The organism is Sphingomonas sp. P3_C5, assembly GCF_056402635.1.
Genome location: NZ_JBFUHA010000004.1, coordinates 24,464 through 47,106, shown reverse-complemented (window position 1 = coordinate 47,106; position 22,643 = coordinate 24,464). Strand labels below are relative to the sequence as shown.

The window sequence follows — 22,643 nt, the reverse complement described above, 5'->3', positions numbered from 1 at the left end:
GAATGTGGCTAGGTCACCTATCGATGCGCTCAAGGCTGCCCCTCCGCATAGCGCGCGACCCATGTTGGCGGCTCCTTCTCGAGGCTCCCGTCGACTTTCACGCCGCGCTCGCGCGCCCATCGATATCCCCACATCGGGCCGAACCTGGTCGCGAAGGCGGGCGAGCGTTGGTACGCAGGATCTGACTGGGCCTGGGCAAGGCTCACAAACCGGTAGTCGAGGCTCTCGAATATCCCGAGAAGGGGCTCGATGACGGCCGCGTTCAGGCTGTTCAAATGCAGCAGCAGGATCTGCGGAGGCTGATAGCCGAGCACCTTGGCGTTGAGGGATGCATAATATTCAATCTGTTGGCGCGTGTGGTCGAGATAAGCTCGCTCGATCCGTCGGCGCGTCGCGGTATCTTTTCGTGCGACGGCTCGGTCATAGGCCTGGGCAAACATATAATCCGAGGTGTCGATCGTCGACGCGGCGGGCTGATACCCGTGAGCAGCCAATAGCTGCTCGATCCGGACGCGCCTCTCCTCGGTATCGCCGACATGATTGTACGGGAATCTGAAAAAGCGCAGGCGCCGTCCGGAAGCCTCGATCATCGGCCTGATGGTGCGCTCGCCCTTCACGATTTCCTGCTCGATCTCGGCGAGCGAGAGGCTGTTGCTGTCGACATGCGCGAACCCGTGATTGCCGAGCTCGAAGGCGCCGCGATTCCATGATCTCAGGATGGCGATGCCGGTGCCGCCCAGCTTCTGGACCTTGTCTTCATTCACGAAGCCGGTCGCCGGCGCGGCCTGACGGCGCAACGCTGCTTGAATCCTCTTGCTCGCCCGCAGCGCCGCTGCCCCATGGCTTCGCTTATCGATATCGTCCGAATCCACCAGGGGGAGGTCGTCAAAGGTCAATGCCACCGACCTGGGCGCCTGTTGCGCCATCGCCGGCGGCCAGGCGAGGACGGCGGCCATCGCGAGCAGGATGGCCGCAACGAAGCGCAGACTCATCTTCCTCGAACGGCGAGATGATGAACAAGGGCGTGTCTCGTTGTCGATCCCCCGCTTCACGCTCTAGTCAGGCGGCGGCGGCGGAGGACTACAGCTTCGCTTATCGAAGCTGGTCTCCACTGCAGCCAACACGTGCGACACAGCAGCTTCAGTCTCGGGCGTCAGCAACGGGTAACTCAATTCACCCGCCGGCCGACCCTCGGCATCAGTCACGATGATATGCAGTTCATGTGGCGTTGACACCGGAAGGCCATCGTCTGCGTGGCCCAGGGAGTAGACAGTGCCCTCACCGGGCCGGACGGTTCCAGCTAGCGGTGTGGTAGGCCAGAAGGGCACGCTGATCGTCTGCTGCCAACGCAGTTGGCCATCCGCATACGCCTTCAACGCCAGGGGATACGCAGGTTTCTTCGAAAATCGCAGGAGACCGAAAATGTATGAAAGGCGCCCGGGCAACTTGCGGGTGTTCGGATCAAGTTCAAGCTCAATTTTGGTCCAACCATCCGTGTCGTAAAGCCAGAGACGCATCCAATACGGCCGATAGCCGCCATCGACGAGAAGACTCACATTTCCCGTCCGAGCGCCATCGCCGAACGAGGCAAAGCAGCTGAGAACCTGAGGCGTTAGGGGCGTTTGAACGAGCAACGCCAGGGCAAGAAGACTGACCATGACGACGAATGTTACACGGCATTTGCGTCACCGCAATCTTGCGCCACGATGGCCTTTCGGCGCTCGTCCTCGAAGCAGGGCCGGGGAATTCCGGTGACGGTGAATTGACTGGCGGATGAAACAGCCCCGGCATTTGCGCGAGATATCGCAGCCGCTAGGATGCGGCGAATCCTCGGGAGGGCGCGATGATCGGTCTATTGACGATGCTGGCGGTGGTCGGAGCCGATACCGACGCGGCGAGATGCCCGATGCCGGTCCAGCGCGATCAGACACCCCGTGCCATGATCGACAACGAGAACACCGCGAAGCAGATCGCGGAAATCTACCTAACCAAGATATACGGCGCAGAGCTCAAGGGCGAGCTTCCCCTCCAGGCCAGCCTTCAAGACGGCATCTGGTATTTGAGAGGTCATTCCCGGCAACTCATGGTCGGCGGGGTGGCAGAGATCGATCTATGCCAATCGAACGGGCAAGTGCTGCGAGTCTTTCACGGCGAGTGACTCCAGACAAACCCAGGCGATGCCACCGGCATTCCTGTCATCGGAATTCCTCATGAAAATTGGCGCCATGCCACCCCATCACCAGGGCAGTTCCTGCCCGTCATAATTGACATAGGCGACGCTACCGGCCCCATGGCGGCGCTCGAGCAGATCGGTGATTGCCGTGACGCTCTGGTCGACCGAGAGGGTGGCGGCTGGCCCGCCCATATCGGTGCGTACCCAGCCGGGCGCGATCGTCAGCCAGGCCTGGCGTCTGGCGCGGCGGCGCTGGGCGAGGCTGACAAAGCCCGTATTGAGCGCTGCCTTGCTCATGCGATAGGCCTCCCAGCCGCCATTGTTGTTGGTGATGCTGCCAAGCCCTGAGGTCATCACCGCCGCGGTGGCATCGGGCGCGAGCAGCTCGGCGAAGCGATCGATGATGCGCAAGGGGGCGAGCGCGTTGACCAGCATCAGCTGGGTAAAGGCATCAGGCTCGACCTCGCCGATCGGCGCCGTGACCGGCCCGGAAATGCCGGCGTTGACGAAGAGCAGGTCGAGCCCGGTGCCGGCGAGCCGCCCCTGCAGCGCATCGACGCCGGCCCAATCTATGGTGTCGAGCGTCTCGACACGCAGTGCGTTACTATAGGCGGCGGAGAGATCGGCCAGCGCGGCCTCATCGCGCACCGTGGCGATCACCGCCCAGCCGCGCTTCAGATGCTCTTCCGCCAGCGCCCGGCCAAGGCCGCGCGAGGCACCGATGATGAGGGCAGTCGGCACGGGCACTCTCCTTTGTCGGGAATATAGGCGCCTATGGGATGGCGTTGGTGGAACGCCGGGCAGAAAAATCGGTTTCGTTCGCGCCGCCATTGCCCCTATTGCGGCGACCATGGCGCGGGCAACTCAGGGCAAGACCGTAGCGAAGGACATGCGCGAGCGCATCGCCGACGCAGCGCTCGCCATCCTCGAAAGCGAGGGCGCGCAAGCCGTTTCGATGCGCCGCATCGCGCAGGACGTCGGTGTGACGCCGATGGCGATCTACCATCATTACGAAAACCGCGAGGCATTGCTCCAGGCGCTGGTCTATCGCGAGATCGACGAGATCACGGCGCGGGTGGCGCGCCGCGCCCTGCCCGAGGGCCAGCGGGGTGACTTCATCGCCGCCGCCGACACCTTCGTCGCCTATGCGCTCGAGCGGCCGCATATGTTCGATTATATCTATTCGGCGCAGCGCCCCCGGCCTGTGCGCTATCCCGAGGACTTCCATGCCGGAAAGTCGGCTGCCCTCTCGGCGCTCCACGATCAGGTGGCGGCAGCGATGGCGCGGGGCGAGCTCCGCCAGGGCGATTCCTGGGAAGTGGCGCTTCAGTTCTGGGCCCACGCCCATGGCTATCTTACCCTGTATCGCTCGGGCTGGTTCACGCTGGACGAGACGGCATTTCGGGCGCTGTATCGGCGGGCGGTTACGCGGCTGCTCGAAGGGCTGAATGCTGGGCCTGAATAGGCTGGGCCTGCGTTCGAATACCGAACTCCCCGCCGCCGCTGGTGTCGCGTTCGCCCAGGTTAAACCACACCGTCACCCCGGACGTGTTCCGGGGTCCACCGTGCCGCGAACCAAATCGCCGTTAAACGTGCGGAACAGTGGATGCCGGAACAAGTCCGGCCTGACGCTGGTCTCATCGAATTCGTCCCCCACGAACCGAAGCGCGGTGCTTGCAGTTGCTCACTATACGGCGTATAGCACTATACACTGTATAGTCACGGAACCAGCGAGGGACGCATGCAACGACGCGAATTTCTGCACCTGGGGGCTGCGGCCGCAGTCTCGCTCGGCTGCCTCGGCGCTTCCCGTGCCGCCTTTGCCAGCCCGGCCCCGCAAAGCCGGATCGACGCTACCGCCTTCCACGCAATGCGCCGCTTCGCCGCCACGCGCTTCGGCCGCATCGCCTATGTCGAGCGCGGCGCCGGGCGGGCGGCGCTCTTCTTCCATGGCTGGCCACTCAACGGCTTCCAGTGGCGCGGGGCGCTCGAGCGTCTGTCGCCGCATCGCCGCTGCATCGCGCCCGATTTCGTCGGGCTCGGCTATAGCGAGGCCCCGGCCGACCAGGATGTTTCCCCCGGCGCTCAGGCCGATATGATGGCGGCGCTGCTCGATGTGCTTGGTGTCGACGCCGCCGATATCATCTGCAACGACAGCGGCGGCACGGTCGCACAACTCTTCGCGGTGCGTTATCCCAAGCGGGTCCGCACCATCCTGTTCACGACCTGCGATGTGAACGACAACAACCCCCCGGCCGGCTTTCGCCCCGTGATCGACCTGGCGCGAAAGGGGCTGATCGAGAAATTCATCCTGCGCCCCTCGCTCGCCAACCATGCTCTCGCCCGCTCGCCCCAGAGCTTCGGGGGCGCCTATACCGATCCAGCCAATTTCACCGACGAATGTATCGAGACCTATCTCGCCCCCCTGGTCGCGACGCCGGCGCGCACCGCCCAGTTCAATGCCTATACCGTCGCGTTCGAGCCCAACGTCCTGACCGGGATCGAGCCCGAGCTGAAGCGGTGTGCCGCGCCCGCCCGGATGGTCTGGAGCGGCGCGGCGTCGGGCTTTCCGGTCGCAGGCGCTGAGTGGCTCGACCGCACGCTCCCCCATTCGCGCGGAGTCCGCATCGTCCCGAAGGCGCAGCTCTTCTTCCCCGAGGAGATGCCGGACCTTGTCGCCGAAGAGGCAATCCGGCTGTGGAGGGCTTGAAGGGGGAGGCTGGTGCATGGGGATGTTGTAACCGTGGCCCCTGGATCGCGCTGCCTCGCCCTTCGCTTCTTTCATAGCGGTCGACAGCAAGCTGTGACATCCTGCGGGCCATGCTGAGGCGCGTTGTTCTCCTTGTCGCGATAGCGCTGTGTGGATGCGGACAGCCAAAATCCCAATCGACCGTTGCCCGTTCGAATGCCGACGACCTGGCTCCGCGCCTGCCCTTCGACAACAGCACTGGCTTCCTTGATGGCATCGGCGTGGACGTTTTCCGGCAAGGTGACATCACCTGGAGCGGGATGCGTGTAAGCGACACTGTTTTCACGGGATATCTCGGCGACCTTGCAAGCCAGCAAGGCGGCCACCTCTTTATCGAGTTCGAACCCGGCGTGGCGCCTGCCCGAGCCAATTGGGTCCGACGCCAGATCATCGGCAGCGGTCTTTGTACGCAACACCGCTGTGCGGAAGTTGCATGGCACGCCGAAAGGCCGGTGGTGAACTGACCGCGCGGTGGGCGGGCGCTATGTGATGGGCGCCTGCCCCGCACTGGATGGCGGCCACGCAGATTACGCGAGCGCCGAGCCCCTCCCCGCATGCCGCTCAGCCATATGCCGCTTCCACCGCGTCCTCAGTTCCGCGGGCCGCGCCCCATAGCGTTCGTCGAGAAACTCGGCCGCCGCGACGCGGTCGGTTCGGAAGCTGCGGAAATCCTGCCGCAGCTCGCACCATGCGGCGAGCATGCGTACCGCGTCGAAATAGCCGATGATCACCGGCCAGACGACGCGCTCGCTCGCATCGCCGCGTTCGTCGCGGTAGGTGATGCGGATCTTGCGGCCGGCATGGATCCACGCCCTGGCCCGGGCGATATCGATGCCGTCGGCCGCGATCGCCCATCCCGGCGGCGTGCCGATCGCCGGCTCGGCGATGAACGGGCGGAGATGTTCGGGGACAACGCTGTTGATCTTCGCGATCAGGTCTCTCGCAGCGCCGGCCAGCACCGGATCGCCCCGGCCGGAGACCCATTGCGCGCCGAGCACCGCCGCCTCGATCTCGTCGGCGGTGAGCATCAGGGGCGGCATGTCGAAATCGCCGTCGAGCACATAGCCGATGCCCGCCTCGCCGCGGATCGGCACGCGCTGGCCGATCAGATCGGCGATGTCGCGGTAAACGGTGCGCTTCGAGGTCTCGAGCTCATCCGCGATGCTGTCGGCGGTGATCGGCTGGCGGGACCTCCGCAGGATCTGGATAATCTGAAATAATCGGTCGGCACGGCGCATCACGGGTCCTCACTGCTGACATCATGCTGTCAGCAGCCCCCCTCTACAAGCCAGTCCGTCGCGCAAGGACAGGCCTCGCGCAGCCCCAGCCAAGGAGTTTGCATCATGATCACCCTGTATCACGCGCCCCAATCCCGCTCTTCCCGGATCATCTGGCTGCTCGAGGAAGTGGGCGCGCCCTATGAGATCCACCCGGTCTCGATCTTCAGGCCGATGACCGGGGCTGGCGCTCCCGATCCGGCCAATCCGCATCCCGACAAGCAGGTGCCGGCGATGATCCATGAGGGCGAGCTTGTCGCTGAGTCGGTCGGCATCGTCTTGTACCTGACCGATGCCTTTCCGGAGGCCGGGCTTGGGCCGGTGGCCGGCGATCCCGGTCGCGGCACGTTTCTCACCTGGGTCAGCTGGTATGCCGCCGCGATGGAGCCGGCGATGTTCGCGGCCTTTGGTGGCGAACTCGAGGGCTCGCCGCTGAAGCAGCGCGGCTATGACGCAGTGATCAAGCGGATCGAGGGCGCGCTGGCGCAGGGTCCCTATATGTTGGGCGAGCGTTTCTCGGCGGTCGATCTGCTGGTTGCCAGCGCGATCAAGTTCGCGCGGCAGGTCTTCCCGGAAAGTGCTGCGCTCGACGCCTATGTCGCGCGCTGCGCCACCCGCCCCGCGGCGATCCGCGCGGCGGGGCTTGACGATGCCAATGGGTTGCAGCGGGCGGCCTAGGGGATTGTGAAGGGTTGTGGCGGCGCTTTGCCTCTTCGGAGGTGGAATGTCGCCGCGATGCCTGTGGTAGCATTTGGCCGGTTGCATCCAACTGTGCGACGTTCAACTACCTCTCAAGTCGTTGATCTGGCGCCGGTGACACTGGATGGCTTATCTCGCAACGACACGGGAGCACGCCATGGTCGCATCATCTTCGGCTGAGAAAACGCGCTATCCGCCGATCGGCATTTTGCTGCGCGCGTGGCGCAGCACGCGCCGGATGAGCCAGCTCGACATGGCGCTCGAATGCGGCATGTCGACCCGGCATCTGGGCTTTGTCGAGACGGGGAAGGCGCGGCCCTCGCGCGATGCTGTGGGGCGTTTCGCCGATGCGCTTTCGGTGCCTTTGCGCGAGCGCAACGCGCTGCTGCTCGCCGCCGGCTATGCGCCGCAATATGAGGAACGGGATCTCGCCACGCCCGCGCTGGAGCGGATGCGCGAGGCGATCGACCTGATCCTCCACCATCAGGAGCCCTATCCGGCTTTCGTGCTCAACCGACATTTCGACGTGCTCCGGGCGAATGATGCCGCGGCGCGGATCAACCCGTTCCTGATGCAGGGCCGGGAGAGCCGGCATAGCAATCTGCTCCACCAGATTTTCGATCCGGACGATTTCAGGCCGATCATCGCCAACTGGCATGAGGTCGCGACCGGGTTCCTGCGGCGCTTGCATGACCATCTCGCCGCGACTCCCGGCGACGAGCGGGGGCAGAATCTCCTGTCCGAGCTGCTGCGCTATCCGGATGTGCCGCAGGAGTGGCGCTTTGGCGGGATCGGCGGAGAAACCGAGCCGTTGCTGACGCTGGATTTCCGCAGCCCTGCGGGGCCGCTGCGCTTCTTCGAGACGATCACCACCTTCGCATCGCCGTTCGACGTGACGCTGGACGAGCTGCGGATCGACTGCGCGTTTCCGGTCGACACGCGTACCGCAGCGATCTGCGCCACGTTGGCGGCCGGCGGGACGCCAGGCGACGTTTAGACCAGCCCCCGCCCCTCGATCGCCACGACGGGCACGAAATCGCCGGCCTTTGCGCGCGGCAGGGTAAGCTTCAGGCCCGCAGCGCCGCGCTCGACCGCGACCGGCCCGCCGCCGACCAAAGTCACGCGCTCGATCGTCGCGCCGGGCAGGGCCGAGGTGCCGAGAGCCGCTATCGTCACGGGTGCCTCGGGCCAGCGCAGCAGCGCCATGAACAGCTTGCCGTCCTTGACCGTGAAGCGCACATCCTCTGCGGTGAAGGTGCCGGTCTTGCCTTCGTTCATCTGGCCCGCGCTGATCTTCGTCGGGCCGTCGCCATAGATGCGCCAGGGCCGCGATCCGTAGATTGCAGCTTCGCCGTTGCGCGCTGTCCAATGGGTGATGCCGGCGACGATCTTCTCCTCCTCGCTGTCGATCGTGCCGTCGCCGCGGACGGGGATCGAGAGCAGGAGGTTGCCGTTCTTCGAGACCACGTCGCACAACCGCTGGATGACCTGTTCGGCGGGGACATAGCTTTTGTTGTCGAAGCGGCCGCGATTGTAATGCCAGTCGCCGATGCAGGTGCAGGTCTGCCATGGCTCGGGGCGGAGATGGTCGCTGAAGCCGCGCTCGATATCCTCGACCATCGCGCGGCGCTGATAGGGCGAGAGCAGCTTCGCGGTCGCGACGACATCGACCTTGCCGTGCCAGGCCTTCGACTGCGCGTAATAATGCGCCAGCGCTTCCACCCCGATGGAGCCGAATGGCAGGGCGCTATCGTCGAAATAGACCATGTCGGGCCGGTATTTCTCGATCAGCTCCTTTTGCCGGAGCAGCCAGTTCTCGGCAAAGCCGCGCGGCGCCGGGGGCGAGTCTTCCATCCAGCGCCCGTCATGCACGTCGTGCCAGGCGTCCATCGACGCAGTCGAGGTGATGCCGTCGGGCGGCACGAAGGAGCCGCCGGTATAGAGCTCCTGCGGATCGAGCCCGTCCCACCATTTGCCCAGGCCGTCCGCCTTGCGCAGCTTGTAGGCGTCGTAGCGCTGGCCGGCGCGCGGGCCGGTCGCGTCATAGCCATACGCGGTCTGCCACCAGTGCCAGGCGTGCGAGGTGTGGTTGCTCACCCCGAAGCGCAGGCCCTCGCGCCGGACGATCTTCTCCCAGGTGCCGATGATGTCGCGCTTCGGCCCGACGCGGAGCGTGTTCCAGGCGTGGTGGCTGCTGTCCCAGGTGTCGAGATTGTCGTGGTGGCCGGACAGCGCCATGAAATATTTGGCGCCTGCTTTCTTGTAGAGCGCGATCAGCGCCTCGGGATCCCAATGCTCGGCGGTCCAGCGGTTCTCGATCTCCATGAAGCCGGTGTCGGCGGGGTGGCCGTAATTTTTGAGGTGATGCTCGTACGCCGGGTTGCTCTGGAGGTACATCAAGCGCCCGTACCAGTCGCCGAATTCGGGGACGCACTGCGCGCTCCAATGCGCCCACATCCCGAACTTCGCGTCAGCGAACCAGCGCGGCGTTTCGAAGGCCTGGATGACCGACGACCAGTTGGCGTCGACCTCGGCAGACTGCGCCGTCGCGGCGAGCGATGCTCCGGCGAGGCCGGCGGCTCCGGCCATGAAATGGCGGCGATCGATTCTGTTCATTTTCATTCCCGATTAATTCCAGGCCGGATCGCCGTACATCACGCCGCGCCCGTCAGTTCCGATATAGACGCGGCCGAAAATGCGCGGATCGCCGCTGATCACCCGGAAGCGCAGACCCCATTGATGATCGTCGTCATTGATCCGAACCCAGGCCTTGCCGCCGTCGAGCGAGCGATAGACGCCCTTGTTTCCGTCAAGCGCACCGATCGCGTAGATCGCTGCGACCCTGCTGCCGTCGGCGGGTTTGCCGAGACCGAACAGGTCGATCTTCAGCGCGCCGCTCGACTGCTCGAACGACTGGCCGCCGTCGATGCTGTGCCAGAGCGCGTCGCCGATATGGAACCAGAGGTCGCCCGCGCGATAGGGGCTGGCGACGAGCCGATATTGCTGCTCGCGCCAATGGATCCTGGCTGGGCCGAGATCCGCCGGCAGCCCCTTGCCCGCAACGGGCATGAAGCTCCGCGCGCCATCGCTGCTGGCAAGGAGCCGGTTTCCCGGGAAATCGACTGCATAGAAAAGCTGCGGATCGACCTTGTCAGAGATCGGCTGCGCGTCGCGGTTCAGCCCCTTCACCGGTTCCCAGCTTGCGCCATGGTCTCGGGTGAGGAGCGGCACCGGGGTGGCGATAATGAAAATGCCGCCGTCCGCTGACGTGATGATCGCGGCATCGCCCTTCAGGTCGTAGCGCCTTGCCGGCTCATCCTTAGCGGCGCTGATCGCCGGGGTGCGGACCGGCTGCCAGCTCATGCCGCCGTCGTTCGACCAGCCGAGTGTCGCGTCGCGCGGACGGTTCTCATAGAGACTCCCGCTGCGGACGAGGATCATCGGCGCCTGGCCGGCATAATCAATGTTGTTGGTGTTCGAGAGATAGGGATTGGCGAAGGTCGGTTGCGGCGACTGGCTCAGGTCCTGGTGGACGAAGCCGGCGAGATCGCCAAAGCCGGAGACGAGGTGGGCGCCTCCGGTCGGGCTGGTCAGGGTAATGATCGCGGTCTGCTCCACGCCTTCGGTCCAGGGTGCCCATTTCAGGACCTTCGCGGAGAAGCCAGTCGTGCCGTACAGTGTGGCACCTGTAGTGTAGGCGGCGTGGCCCGCATCGAACGGGTCGATCGCGAGTCCGGCGATCCAGTGGCCGAAATCGGCGCCCTTTCCTTCGTGAAGCAGGAATGGCGTGGCGCTCGTGTCGCGGGTGCTACGATCGCGCAGGTTGGTCCAGTGCGCGCCATTGTCCGTCGAGCGCCAGACCGTGTCGCCGGGGTTCCAGCGATCGATGCTGCTCACTGCGATAATGCCGGGAGCGGAGCGCGCGACGCTCACCCCCATGAAGCCGCCGCTGATCCGATCGGGTGGCGATATGTCGGCCCAGCGGCCGCTCGCGCCGTCGCGCCGCCGCACCGCGCCATTGGCGATACCGTTGGGGCCGATCGCGTCCGAATAGGTGACGAAGAGCGTGCCATGCGCATCGACCGCCGCCTTGACTGGAAGCAGCGACGTGGCGGCTCCGTCGTTGGCCTGCCAGCTCACCCCGCCATCGCTCGAGCGGAACAGATGGTGGGCGCCCGGATCGGCAACGCCGGCATAGAGCGTGCGGGAGCCCTGCCCCGCCGATCCGCTCGCGGCATCGAACAGGACGAAGCTCACCCCGGCATGCGGTTGCCGTGCCGCGGGTTCGCCGAGGCCGCCTGCCGGGAAGCCCGCAACTTTCGCCCAGTGCGCACCGGAATCCTCGCTGCGCCACAGGCCGTCATGGCGCGACCCGAAGAACAAGGTCGTCGTCCGGTTGGGATCGATCGCCAGTCTTTCGCCGAGGCCGCGGCCATCCTCGTTGCCGCCCATGCGGAACGGCACCGGCACGACCGCCCAGTGCCGCCCGCGATCCGCCGAGCGCAGGATCGCGGCGGGCGACCGTGCGCTCATGCCCGCAGCGAGATAGACGATATCCGGATCGACCGGATCGGGGGCGATGCTCTCAACGCCCATATAGCTGCCCTCCGCCATGCCGTCCTGCAGCGGCACCCAGCGCGCGGCGGCGGCATCCCAGCGATAGGCACCACCCATGTCGGTGCGCAGATACACGAGGCCCCGCTCGACCGGACTGAAGACAATGCCCGGCGCAAACCCGCCGCCGCCGACTTTTGCGTTCTGCCAGTGATAGGGTGCGGTCGGCAGATCTTGCGCGGATGCGTTCCCGGAGGCCAGCGCCAGCGCGAGAGCGGTCCAGAAGATCCTGCGCATCTTCACTCAGCCTTCATCCGAACAGATGTTGAATCGTATTCGCCTCGGTCAAATCACATCGTCATCCCGGGGCTAGTCCCGGAATCCATCGTGCCGCAAAAATCTACGGCTGTTGCGCACGGGGAGCGATGGATGCCGGAACACGTCCGGCATGACGGCGAAGAGTGCTGGAGCGCCACTAAGACACGTCCGCCGCCGCGAGGCCGGAATGCCGGGCATCCACCTCCAAATTAACCTCCAGCCCGCCCGCCAAGTTGGGCCGATGCTCGAACGCCGCCAAAGTCGCCGGCTTCATCTCGATCGAATAGCCCGGCGCCATCGGCGGCATATAGGCGGCGTTGCGGACCACACAGGGTTCGACGAAATGCTCGTGGAGATGGTCGACATATTCGGCGACCCGGCCCTCGGTCGTGCCCGAAAAGCACAGATAGTCGATCATCGAGAGATGCTGGACATATTCGCACAGGCCGACCCCGCCGGCGTGCGGACAGACGGCGAGATCGCGCTTTGCCGCCATCAGCAGCACCGCGAGCACCTCGTTCACGCCGCCGAGCCGGCAGGCGTCGATCTGGACCACATCGATTGCCTCGCGGCTGATGAACTGTTTGAACAGGATGCGGTTCTGGCACATCTCGCCGGTCGCGACCTTGATCGGTGCGATGCCCTCGCGGATGCGGCGATGGCCCTCGATATCGTCGGGGCTGGTCGGCTCCTCGATGAACCACGGGTTCGCGAAGGCGAGCGCGTTGACCCGTTCGATCGCCTCCTCGACTTCCCACACCTGGTTCGCGTCGATCATCAGCTTGGCGTCGGGCCCGATCACCTCGCGCGCGATCGTCACGCGGCGGCGATCATCCTCGGCATTGGCGCCGACCTTGAGCTTGATGAAACCGAACCCCTCGGCGATCGCCTCGGCGCAGAGGCTCCTGAGCTTCTCGTCCGAATAGCCGAGCCAGCCAGCCGATGTGGTGTAACAGGGATAGCCCTTTTCCATCAGCGTCGCGACGCGCTCGGCCTTGCCGACGGAGCGCTGCTCGAGCAGCGCCAGCGCCTCGTCGGGCGTAATGAAATCAGTAATGTAGCGGAAGTCGATCTGGCGGACGATCTCGGCCGGGCTCATGTCGGCAATCAATCGCCATAGGGGCTTGCCGGCCTGCTTCGCGAGCAGGTCCCACACCGCATTGACGATCGCGCCGGTGGCGAGGTGGATCACGCCCTTTTCCGGACCGATCCAGCGCAACTGGCTGTCGCTGGTGATGTGCCGCCAGAAGCGCGCGCCATCCTCGCGGATCCAGTCGAGATCGAGCCCGATGACCAGCGGCGCCAGTGCTTCGATTGCGGCGCAGCAGATCTGGTTGCCGCGGCCGATGGTGAAGGTCAGGCCGTGCCCGGTGAGCCCCGGATTGTCGGTGTCGAGGATGCAATAAGCGGCCGAATAATCCGGATCGGGATTCATCGCGTCGGAACCGTCGAGCCTGAGGCCCGTGGGGAAGCGGATATCGAGGACGCGCACCCCGGTAATCACCGTCATGGGGCAGTCCCGTCAGAGGCGGCAGTCGCCGCGATCCGCCAATGCGGGAGATCGACCATGATGTGCAAACTAGCCCTCCCCCCGAAGTGACGCTGTATTTTTGCAATCCCCCGAACTACGTTCGTGGGTGCTCAGCATTTTCATATGTGTAAATGCACTATCGCGCAAGCCCGCCTTTGCGCTGGCTGGTTTCGGAAAATGGACCAGATCGGCGGTTTCTCAGGCCCGGCTGTCGCCTTCGACCAGCTGTTCGGAAATGCGGTCCGCCGCCTGACGAACAGCCTGGGCGGCGGCCGACCTGCCAACCATCGGTTCGAGCTTCTTGAGGAACGGCACAGTCAGCGCGGCCGCGGCGTATCCGCCACGCAGGATCGGCGCGGAAATGTCGGTTACGCCAGCGACGAACTGACTGGGGGTCAGCTCGACATGGCGCTTGCGCACCTCATCGGCATGCGCGCGAAAGGCAGCAAGCTCGGCATCACCGAGCGGCGGCTGCATCATCCCCTCCCAGTGCCTGCGAACATCGTCGGACTGGAATGCGTACAGCACGACCCCCGAGGCCGATTTCACCAGCGGCCGTCGATAGCCGACCCGCACCGAGAAACCGAGCTGCTCGCTTGATTCCATCCGTGCCACGACGACCATCTCGCCCAATGTGTGCAGCGCGAGGTGGCAGGCCTGTCCGATATCGAGCGAAAGCTGCCGCATGATCGGAAGCGCGATCTCGATCAGGTTGCGCGTGCGGGGCTGCTGCATGCCGAGCGAGAACAGGCGGTCGGTGAGCAGATAGCCGTCGTTCGCCTTGTCCTGCTCGATATACCCACGAAACTCGAGCACCTGGACCATGCGGAACAGCTCGCCGTGCGAGCGGCCGAGCTCGTTGACGATCGCGGTCAGGGTCATCGGCTGGGTCGCGGTCGCAAGCAGCTCGAGGATGTCGAGTCCCTTTTCGAGCGCGGGCGCCTTGTAGCGGCGGTCGTCGTCGATGTTCGCTTCGTCCAGTGACACGCCAGCCCCTCCCCTATGCGTTTCTTTTTGATAGATCATATCAGATAGGGCGAGGCGAGGCCCGGCGGCAACTGTTTCGTGGCCAGCTGATGTTTTCGGCACCGATCCCGCCCGCCAAAACTCGCTACCGCCTTTGTTGCCGTTGCCTGCACGTTTTGGCGCGCGCCAGATCGCATCCAAAAAGCCTCAGACAAATCTTCCGTTCATGCTTGGAAAAGATTTTCATTAGTGTTATCCGAGTCGGACGTGACTGGTGAAAAACCGGCGCACCTATGAATAATTGTGTCAGAAATGGGGGAGGTCTCATGACGCGCTTTGAGGACAATCAAGAACGAAACCGCGCGAAGCTTCACGCTGGGCGCTATCTCGGCGCGTCAATGCTGACGATTGCCGCGATGATGATCGGCGCTCCGGCGTGGGCGCAGGAAACGCCCGCGCCGACTCAGGCCGCGGCAGAGCCGGCCGCCTCTCAGGACGATATTGTCGTCACCGGCCAGCGGGCCGCGCTGAAGAGCGCGCAGGCAATCAAAAAGAATTCCGAGCAAATGGTCGATTCGGTGACGGCGGTCGATATCGGCGCGCTTCCCGATCGCAGCGTGACTGAGGCGATCCAGCGCATTCCCGGCGTTACGATCAGCCGTTTCTCGGATGCGCGCGACGCCGATCGTCTGTCCGTCGAAGGCAGCGGCGTGCAGGTCCGCGGCCTGAGCTACGTACGCGGTGAGATCAACGGCCGCGATGGCTTCGCGGCGAAGTCCGGCCGTGTGCTGGGTTTCGCGGATGTGCCGTCCGAGCTGATGGCGGGCGTCGACGTCTACAAGAATCCGTCCGCCGACCTTATCGAGGGCGGCATCGGCGGCACGGTGAATCTACGCACGCGGATGCCTTTCGATTCAAAGGGCTTGGTCGCGGCCTTCTCAGCCGATTACACCTATGGCGACCTGCGCAAGAAGGGGCGGCCGTCCGCATCGATTCTCCTCAGCGACCGCTGGGAAACCCCGATCGGCGAAATCGGCGTGCTTGTCGATTTCTCCAGCTCCACGCTCGTGAGCAGGACCGACACGGTTTCCGTCGGCCCCTATACGGCCCGGACCGATCTGGTGCCCGGCAAAACCGTCTATACCCCCAATGATTTTGGCTATCGCACGCTCAATTTCGATCGCGATCGCCAGGGCTTCGACGCGGTCGTCCAGTGGCGCCCGGCATCGAACCTCGAGATCACCGGGCATGTCTTCCAGTCGAAAGCCTCAGAGAAGGTTGCCGAACATGCTATCGGCATCGGCAGCAGCGGCAATGGCCCCGCAGCCGGCACATCCTATACCTATGACAGCGCTGGTTTTTTCACCAAGGGCACCTATGCCGACAGCCCTGGCGGCACAACGAATTCCCTCAGCGTGGCCGATGAGCGCGACAATGTCCGCCATTCCAAGACGACTGACTATTCGCTCAATGCGAAATGGGATGTATCCGATCACCTCACCCTGAGCGGCGATGTGCAATATGTGAAATCGACGACGGATTTTCTGGATTTCACCCTTTTCACGAGCACGAACGATCCGCTGGTTGCCTCGAATATCGATTTGACGGGCAAGATTCCGGTCATCACCAATGCGACGCCGGCAGCCCGGTTGAAGGATCCCACTGCCTATTTCTTCTCGGCGGCGATGGATTATCACAACAATAACGAAGCGCATGAATGGGCATGGCGTGCTGACGGCGAATATAGCTTCGACGGCGATTGGCTGAAGTCGTTCCGCTTTGGCGTTCGCGGCACCGACAAAAGCCTGACGACGCGCGAGACCAACTATAACTGGGGATATGTCAGCCAGCCCTGGACGGGCGGCGGGCTTGCAACACCGGCAAACTCCCTGCCGAACGCGACCGAGTTCTTCACGTTCCCCGACTTCTTCCGGGGGTCAGTCGCGCTGCCGGGCGCCGGTTTCATCGTGCCGACCAGCCGGTTCGTAAGCAACTATGCTTACTCCTCCGCTGCGATTGCAGCGGCGGTAAAATCGGGTTGTTGCGGTGGTTGGGCACCTTTCAACGGCAATTATTCAAACTCGGTGCTCGGCAATGCGGGCGGCGCCATAAACCTTCAAAGCGAACAAACCCTGGCGGGTTTCGGCTTACTGCGGTTCGGACATGATTTTGCCGGTGGCACGACTCTCGACGGCAACATCGGCGTCCGCGTTGTGCGGACCGAAGTGAATGCGTCGGGTCTGGGCCAGTTCAACAGCGTCACACTGATCCCGACAGCAGCCAACGCCAGCGACATTGCATTCGGCAACGGCTCAACATCACCGATCGTGGCGAGCCACAGCTATACCAAGGCGCTACCCAGCCTGAATCTTCGGCTGCGCTTCTCTCCGAAGTTCCAGCTTCGGTTCGCGGCGGCGCAATCCTTCGTGCGGCCCAACTTCGGCGACCTTGCCGCGGTCGCAAGTGTGAGCGCAACGACTGGAACGCTCGTTGGCGGCACCTGCACCGAAGGTGTGCCGGGGGGCGGCAATTGCGTCGTCCGATACACGGGCTTTTCCGGCAATCCGAATCTGAAGCCGACTCGATCGAATCAATATGATCTCGCGGCCGAGTGGTATTTCTCCCAGACAGGCAGCCTGACCGGCACGCTGTTCTACAAAGACATCTACGACTTCGTCACCAACGACGTTCAGAATATCTCCCTCACCAACAATGGCGTAACCAAGACGGTTCTCGCGACGCAACCGGTCAATGCGGGCCATGGCACGATCAAGGGCTTCGAAGTGGCCTATAACGGCTATTTCGATTTCTTGCCCGGTTTGCTGAGCGGGTTCGGCGCTCAGGCCAACTTCACTTATGTGGACAGTGGCGGCGCCCGCAACGCCGCGGCTAACCCCTATGACCCGACCCAGGTGGCGAATTCAAAGGTCAATCTGCCGCTCGAGGGGCTGTCAAAGACGAGCTACAACGTGGCGCTGCTTTACGACAAGGGGCCGATCTCGGCTCGCGCCGCGTATAATTGGCGCAGCGACTATCTGATGACGACCAGCGCCGCCAACCTCAATATCCCGGCCTGGGCGGAGGGCTATGGCCAGCTCGACGCCTCCTTCCTGGTCAGCGTCAACAAGCACATCAAGATCGGTGTGCAGGGCAGCAATCTGCTCAACGCAACCACGATCGTGGACGTCGGCCAGGCGAATGCCCGAACCAAGCACAACTATGTTGTCACTGATCGGCGATACACCTTCGTGCTGCGCGGTCAGTTCTGATGGAGTTTCCCGTGCGCGGCGCCCGCCGCGTACGGGAGCCATCCGCGTGAACTGGACAGCCAGATGATCGCCATCCTATGCTCCCGACGCATATGACCAACGCGGCGGATTCAGGCCTTCGGCGAATTGTGATCGTTGGCGGCGGCACAGCGGGCTGGATGGCAGCCGCCGCCCTGGGGCACGCGCTGCGCGGACAATATGCCTCGATCACGCTCGTGGAATCGGACGAGATCGGCACGGTCGGTGTAGGCGAAGCGACAATTCCTCCCATCCAGTTCTTCAACCAGTTGCTTGGCATCGACGAGCTGGATTTCATCCGCAAGACACAAGCGACGTTCAAACTTGGCATCGAGTTCAAGGACTGGTTTCGCCGTGGCGAAAGCTATTTCCACCCCTTTGGCACGCACGGCGTGAGCATCGAGGCTGTTTCCTTCCACCATTTCTGGCTGAGGCTGCGCGAGCTCGGCGATACCAGCGAAATTGGGGATTATTCCCCCACGACGGTCGGCGCGCGCATGCGGCGCTTCGCGCCGCCGCGCCGCGACCAGCCGCCAAGCGCAACCAATCTCGCTTATGCCTATCATTTCGATGCCGGCCTCTATGCTGGCTATCTCCGCCGCTATGCCGAGCGAAAGGGTGTCGAGCGGGTCGAGGGCAAGATCCTGGGCGTCAAACAGCGCGGCGAAGACGGTTTTATCGAGAGCGTTTGCCTGGAGGGCGATCGGGTGCTTGCCGGCGACCTGTTTATCGATTGCTCGGGCTTCCGCGGTCTTTTGATCGAAGAGACCCTGCACACCGGCTATGAGGACTGGTCGCACTGGCTGCCCTGCAACCGTGCGCTCGCGGTGCCTACCGAGAATGAGGGCGAGCTTCTCCCCTATACCCGTTCGACAGCGCGGTCAGCGGGCTGGCAATGGCGCATCCCGCTGCAGCACCGCATGGGCAATGGCCATGTCTTTTCGAGCGACTTCATTTCCGACGACGACGCGCGCACCGAATTGCTGCAGAATCTCGAAGGAAAGCCGCTCGCGGAGCCAAGGCTGCTTCGCTTCACAACGGGTCGACGGAAACAATCCTGGAACAAGAATGTGGTCTCGCTCGGACTGGCGAGTGGATTCATGGAGCCGCTGGAGTCGACCAGCATCCATATGGTGCAGACGGCGCTGTTCCGGCTGCTCTCACTGCTGCCCGCCCATGATCATGATGCGCCGGCCGTTGCTGAATATAACAGGCTGACCCAGCTCGAATATGAGCAGATCCGCGACTTCCTGATCCTCCACTACAAGGCAACCGAGCGCGACGATTCCCCGTTCTGGAATTATTGCCGGACGATGGCGATACCCGAGACGCTGCAACACAAGATCGACCTTTTCCGCAGCAGGGGACGGGTTGCCCGCTTCGACGACCAGCTTTTCATCGAGCCGAGTTGGGTGGCGGTGTTCATGGGGCAAGGCATCATGCCGGAAGCTTATGATCCCCTCGCAGCCGTCCAGGATCTGGCCGCGGTCCGGAAGCGCCTGTCGCAAATGAGAAAAGACGTGCTGGAGGCTGTGTCCGCGCTGCCGACCCATCAGGAGTTCATCGAGCATTATTGCCGCGCCGAGGCATAGCCCGCATTCGCCACGACGGCCCGGCAGCTATCGGGCAGCCCTTCGGAACAACAAAGCCGATGCGAACCACAGGGCGGTGAAGACGCAGGTCAGCCCCAGCACATCGTTCGGCCAAACTGGTCCGGTCGAGCCGAGACCACCGATCAGCGCGATAGCGGCCACCAAGATCTGAGCGAGACCCATCGCGACCAGCGTCCGTGCCATGCCGACGGCTTGGAACCGCGCGACGATGGCACCGATAACGCCGACGGCGATTACCCCGCCAAACATCAAATTGGCTTCGTTGCGCTCGGTTCCGATGATGCCGACGGCAGCGTTCAGCCAGACGAGAAAGAAGATCCCCGCAAGCGAAAGGCCGGCCGCGACCCGATAGGCGGTATTGCCCGTCTTCCGTGCCAGGAACTCATAGGCGCCGCCGACGCCGAGCAGAAGCGTGCCGAGGAAGATGAAGTCGGCCAGATCCCAAGCCACCTCGCTGGTGAACTGCATCGCGATGAGCGGCACCAGCATGAGCGCCGCCGCGCCGCCCCAGGCCGCTATCCTCAGTCGCCGCGTGTGCGGACCGCGATCCTGTTGAAAAACACCCGCCATTGCCTTGCCTCCGTGCGTCTCGGGACAAGCTAGGCCGTCTAATGCCCCCAATGGAAGCACTGCTTCCGAGGAATCCCGGTGCAGAAGCGGTGCAGGCTCCTGCCCTATCCGCGCCGATGCGACCGCAGCGCCCGCGCGACCGCTGCGGCCGCGATGGGCGCCATGCGCGCGTAACCGGTCGCGAGCGGATGGATGCCGTCGGTCGTCAGGTCGCGCTGCAGCAGCCCGTGACCGTCGACCAGCGCGCTGTAATAATCGGCATATTGGTAACCGCGCTCCCGGCAAAAGGTCTTGAGCCACTGGTTGATCGCCCGCAGCTCCTCCGGGTGGCGATCCTCGAGCATCGACTTCGCATTGTCGGTATAATTGTTCACCGGCAGGATCGACCCGAATATGACGCGAATGCGGTGACGATCGGCGATGTCCGCCATCGCCTCGTAATTGGTCTCGATCTGGGCCGCGGTCTCCTGCTGGAGGAAGCCGTGCACGTCGTTCACCCCGGCGAGGATGACGACTGCCGACGGCTTCAGCGCGACCACATCCTGATGGAAGCGCAGCAGCATCTGCGCGGTCACCTGGCTGCCGATGCCGCGGTTCACATAAGGCTTACCGGGGAAGAAGCGGGCCAGCTCCCACAGATCAGTGATCGAATCGCCGAGAAAGACCACGCGGTGCTCGCCCGGCCGCGGTGCGGGCAAGGCGGCGTTGGCCGGCGCGTAGAGATAGCGCTCGCCGAAATCGCGCATCAGGCTCGGCACCAGCTGGGCGCGGAATGGGCCGAGCCACGGCCCCCAGTCCTTCTCGACCACGACCCGCCGCTCGGGCGAGCTTTGATACCGGTCCTGCGCCGACGCCGCCGTGGCGGCGAATACAAGCACCCCGGCGAGGAGAGCGGCGAGGGGTTTCAAGCAAACACCTCTTTGCGCGGCAACAGCCCCCATCATCCTTCCTCCATACCGAGCGCCGATCTATCGGCGTCAGCATATCCTGGCTTACGCAGGCGCCGTGCACCCGTGCAAAGGGTTTTCATACTTCACAAACCCGCAGCCCAGTGTAGCAAGGTCAGATCGCCGAAAACAACGCGGGGGAGAAAAATGGGAGCAGCGTCGATCCACGTCGCGCACGATGATGCGCCAGCCGCTGCTACGGAAGCGGCGAGGGCGTGGTGACAGTCGTTCCTCTTCCCCGTCTCGGTATGGGCACTGCGGCGATCGGCAATCTCTACCAGGCGACCAGCGATGCCGAGGCGCGTGAGACTGTTGCGACGGCGTTCGCTTCGGGCATCGGCTATTTCGATACCGCACCGCATTATGGCTTTGGCCTGGCCGAGCGCAGGCTTGGCGACGCGCTTGCCGAGGTCGATCCACGCGGCACCGCGATCATCTCCACCAAAGTCGGCCGGCGTCTCGTGCCGACGGATCTGACTGGCGAACGCCACGGCTTTGTCGATGCCGATCCCTTTGAGCCGGTCTTCGACTATAGCGCTGACGCGATCCGCCGGTCGCATGACGCGAGCCTTGGCCGTTTGCGCCGCGACCGGGTCCAGATCCTGCTCGCGCATGATCTCGGCCGGATGACGCATGGCGAACTTCACCCCACACATCTCCGCACCTTTCTCGACAGCGGCTATGCGGCGATGCGTGCGCTCCGCGATTCTGGTGCGATTGACGCGATCGGCATCGGCGTGAATGAAGTCGCGATCTGCGAGGAGCTGTTGGGCCGTGTCGATCTCGACCTGATCCTGCTCGCCGGGCGGCACACCCTGCTCGATCGCACATCCGCGACCGCGCTGTTCGAGATCTGCGAAAAGCGCGGCGTACGCGTCATCATCGGCGGCCCCTATAATAGCGGCATCCTCGCGCGGGAGGGCGTCAGCGCGGCCACCGGCCTGCATTACGACTATCGTCCCCCGGACCCGGATGTGCTTGCCCGCGCCATCCGGATCGAAGCGATCTGCGCCGGGTTCGGCGTGCCGTTGCCCGCAGCCGCGCTCCAGTTTCCCTTGCGCCAGAAACAGGTCCCGACAGTGATCCCGGGCATGGTCGGTGCCGACCAGATCGCAGCTTCGATCGCCCGGCTGGCGACGCCCATTCCTGAGGCCCTATGGGCCGCACTCGATGAAGAGGAGAACCGCATTGTATCCTGACGCGAACCGGACCGCCGCCCGATGACGGGAAGACTTGCCGGCAAGACCGCTCTGCTTACCGCCGCCGGCCAGGGCATCGGCCGTGCGGCTGCCGAACTGTTCGCCACCGAGGGCGCGCGGGTGATCGCCACCGACCGTGATCCGGCGACGCTTGCTGGACTCGATGGCTGCGATTGCCGGGCGCTCGACGTGACGGATCTCGCTGGCGTCCTTGCGACACGCAATGCGATCGGGCCGATCGATATCCTGTTCAACGTCGCAGGCGTTGTCCATAACGGCACGATCCTGGAATGCGACGAGCGGGAGTGGGCCTTTTCCTGCGACCTCAACATGACCGCTATGTACCGCACCATCCGTGCTTTCCTACCTGGCATGCTCGATAAAGGCGGCGGCTCCATCGTCAACATGTCCTCGATCGCGAGCTCGGTGAAGGGCATCCCCAACCGCTTCGCTTACGGCGCGACCAAGGCAGGAGTGATCGGGCTCACCAAGGCGGTCGCGGCCGATTTCGTCGGGCGGGGCGTCCGCTGCAACGCGATCTGCCCGGGGACCATCGACACGCCGTCGCTCCAACAGCGGCTGCATGATACCGGCAATTACGAAGCCGCGCGCAAGACCTTTATCGATCGCCAGCCGATGGGCCGGCTCGGCCAGGCCGGGGAGATCGCCGCGCTCGCGCTTTACCTTGCGAGCGACGAGTCGAGCTTCACCACCGGCGCGATCCACGTCATCGACGGCGGCTGGATCAACTGAGGATCTG

General features: G+C 64.0%; 20 protein-coding genes. 9 read left to right on the top strand and 11 right to left on the bottom strand.

Annotated elements, in window-relative coordinates:
- Positions 1-29: 29 nt before the first annotated feature.
- Together AC1DVS_RS11515 and AC1DVS_RS11510 are read right to left on the bottom strand one after the other, a co-directional pair.
- A complete protein-coding gene (locus AC1DVS_RS11515; protein ID WP_478023094.1) occupies positions 30-992 on the bottom strand; it encodes a polysaccharide deacetylase family protein in 963 nt (320 codons plus the stop codon).
- A gap of 63 nt (positions 993-1,055) precedes the next feature.
- Positions 1,056-1,658: a hypothetical protein gene (locus tag AC1DVS_RS11510; RefSeq protein WP_478023092.1), complete on the bottom strand. Its 603-nt coding sequence runs from the start codon at positions 1,656-1,658 to the stop codon at positions 1,056-1,058.
- A 185-nt stretch (positions 1,659-1,843) separates the two neighbouring features.
- On the opposite strand from AC1DVS_RS11510, the gene AC1DVS_RS11505 reads away from it, so the two are divergent.
- On the top strand, positions 1,844-2,158 hold the full coding sequence (locus tag AC1DVS_RS11505) for an NTF2 fold immunity protein (RefSeq protein ID WP_478023090.1): 315 nt from the start codon (positions 1,844-1,846) through the stop codon (positions 2,156-2,158).
- Between the two features lie 78 nt (positions 2,159-2,236).
- On the opposite strand, the gene AC1DVS_RS11500 is transcribed toward AC1DVS_RS11505, so the two are convergent.
- Positions 2,237-2,914 carry an SDR family NAD(P)-dependent oxidoreductase gene (locus tag AC1DVS_RS11500; protein WP_478023088.1) on the bottom strand — a complete coding sequence of 226 codons (678 nt, stop codon included), beginning with the start codon at positions 2,912-2,914 and terminating at the stop codon, positions 2,237-2,239.
- Between the two features lie 109 nt (positions 2,915-3,023).
- Between AC1DVS_RS11500 and AC1DVS_RS11495 the strand changes: the two genes are divergently transcribed.
- Complete coding sequence (locus AC1DVS_RS11495; protein WP_478023086.1) at positions 3,024-3,638, top strand: TetR/AcrR family transcriptional regulator; 615 nt, start codon at positions 3,024-3,026, stop codon at positions 3,636-3,638.
- 276 nt (positions 3,639-3,914) lie between these two features.
- Complete coding sequence (locus AC1DVS_RS11490; protein ID WP_478023084.1) at positions 3,915-4,883, top strand: alpha/beta fold hydrolase; 969 nt, start codon at positions 3,915-3,917, stop codon at positions 4,881-4,883.
- 71 nt (positions 4,884-4,954) lie between these two features.
- Here the strand turns inward: AC1DVS_RS11490 and AC1DVS_RS11485 are convergent, their stop codons facing one another.
- Positions 4,955-5,335 carry a hypothetical protein gene (locus tag AC1DVS_RS11485; RefSeq protein ID WP_478023082.1) on the bottom strand — a complete coding sequence of 127 codons (381 nt, stop codon included), beginning with the start codon at positions 5,333-5,335 and terminating at the stop codon, positions 4,955-4,957.
- 114 nt (positions 5,336-5,449) lie between these two features.
- A complete protein-coding gene (locus AC1DVS_RS11480; protein WP_478023081.1) occupies positions 5,450-6,160 on the bottom strand; it encodes a helix-turn-helix transcriptional regulator in 711 nt (236 codons plus the stop codon).
- A gap of 105 nt (positions 6,161-6,265) precedes the next feature.
- On the opposite strand from AC1DVS_RS11480, the gene AC1DVS_RS11475 reads away from it, so the two are divergent.
- Both AC1DVS_RS11475 and AC1DVS_RS11470 read left to right on the top strand, forming a co-directional pair.
- Complete coding sequence (locus AC1DVS_RS11475; RefSeq protein ID WP_478023079.1) at positions 6,266-6,877, top strand: glutathione S-transferase family protein; 612 nt, start codon at positions 6,266-6,268, stop codon at positions 6,875-6,877.
- Positions 6,878-7,055: 178 nt separating this feature from the next.
- Positions 7,056-7,895, top strand: coding sequence for a helix-turn-helix domain-containing protein (locus AC1DVS_RS11470; RefSeq protein ID WP_478023077.1), 840 nt, complete (start codon positions 7,056-7,058; stop codon positions 7,893-7,895).
- Here AC1DVS_RS11470 and AC1DVS_RS11465 read toward each other — a convergent pair.
- The 4 genes from AC1DVS_RS11465 to AC1DVS_RS11450 all read right to left on the bottom strand — a co-directional run bounded on the left by AC1DVS_RS11465 (position 7,892) and on the right by AC1DVS_RS11450 (position 14,288).
- The gene (locus AC1DVS_RS11465) at positions 7,892-9,514 is read right to left on the bottom strand and encodes an alpha-L-fucosidase (RefSeq protein ID WP_478023075.1); all 1,623 of its coding nucleotides are present in this window, start codon (positions 9,512-9,514) and stop codon (positions 7,892-7,894) included. The two genes, AC1DVS_RS11470 and AC1DVS_RS11465, sit on opposite strands and share 4 nt — an antisense overlap.
- Before the next feature lie 12 nt (positions 9,515-9,526).
- On the bottom strand, positions 9,527-11,749 hold the full coding sequence (locus AC1DVS_RS11460) for a WD40/YVTN/BNR-like repeat-containing protein (protein WP_478023073.1): 2,223 nt from the start codon (positions 11,747-11,749) through the stop codon (positions 9,527-9,529).
- A gap of 178 nt (positions 11,750-11,927) precedes the next feature.
- On the bottom strand, positions 11,928-13,280 hold the full coding sequence (locus AC1DVS_RS11455; RefSeq protein WP_478023072.1) for an L-fuconate dehydratase: 1,353 nt from the start codon (positions 13,278-13,280) through the stop codon (positions 11,928-11,930).
- Between the two features lie 219 nt (positions 13,281-13,499).
- Positions 13,500-14,288 (bottom strand): IclR family transcriptional regulator, encoded by a 789-nt coding sequence (locus AC1DVS_RS11450; RefSeq protein WP_478023070.1) that lies wholly within the window; start codon positions 14,286-14,288, stop codon positions 13,500-13,502.
- Between the two features lie 305 nt (positions 14,289-14,593).
- Between AC1DVS_RS11450 and AC1DVS_RS11445 the strand changes: the two genes are divergently transcribed.
- Positions 14,594-17,536: a TonB-dependent receptor gene (locus tag AC1DVS_RS11445; RefSeq protein WP_478023068.1), complete on the top strand. Its 2,943-nt coding sequence runs from the start codon at positions 14,594-14,596 to the stop codon at positions 17,534-17,536.
- 77 nt (positions 17,537-17,613) lie between these two features.
- A complete protein-coding gene (locus tag AC1DVS_RS11440; RefSeq protein WP_478023066.1) occupies positions 17,614-19,146 on the top strand; it encodes a tryptophan halogenase family protein in 1,533 nt (510 codons plus the stop codon).
- Positions 19,147-19,173: 27 nt separating this feature from the next.
- Here the strand turns inward: AC1DVS_RS11440 and AC1DVS_RS11435 are convergent, their stop codons facing one another.
- Both AC1DVS_RS11435 and AC1DVS_RS11430 read right to left on the bottom strand, forming a co-directional pair.
- Positions 19,174-19,737: a hypothetical protein gene (locus AC1DVS_RS11435; protein WP_478023064.1), complete on the bottom strand. Its 564-nt coding sequence runs from the start codon at positions 19,735-19,737 to the stop codon at positions 19,174-19,176.
- A gap of 104 nt (positions 19,738-19,841) precedes the next feature.
- Positions 19,842-20,645, bottom strand: a complete 804-nt coding sequence (locus AC1DVS_RS11430; protein WP_478023063.1) for a GDSL-type esterase/lipase family protein — start codon at positions 20,643-20,645, stop codon at positions 19,842-19,844.
- A 257-nt stretch (positions 20,646-20,902) separates the two neighbouring features.
- Here AC1DVS_RS11430 and AC1DVS_RS11425 point away from each other — a divergent pair, with 257 nt between their 5' ends.
- Both AC1DVS_RS11425 and AC1DVS_RS11420 read left to right on the top strand, forming a co-directional pair.
- Positions 20,903-21,883, top strand: coding sequence for an aldo/keto reductase (locus tag AC1DVS_RS11425; protein ID WP_478023061.1), 981 nt, complete (start codon positions 20,903-20,905; stop codon positions 21,881-21,883).
- 21 nt (positions 21,884-21,904) lie between these two features.
- Positions 21,905-22,636, top strand: coding sequence for an SDR family oxidoreductase (locus AC1DVS_RS11420; protein ID WP_478023059.1), 732 nt, complete (start codon positions 21,905-21,907; stop codon positions 22,634-22,636).
- Positions 22,637-22,643 lie beyond the last annotated feature (7 nt).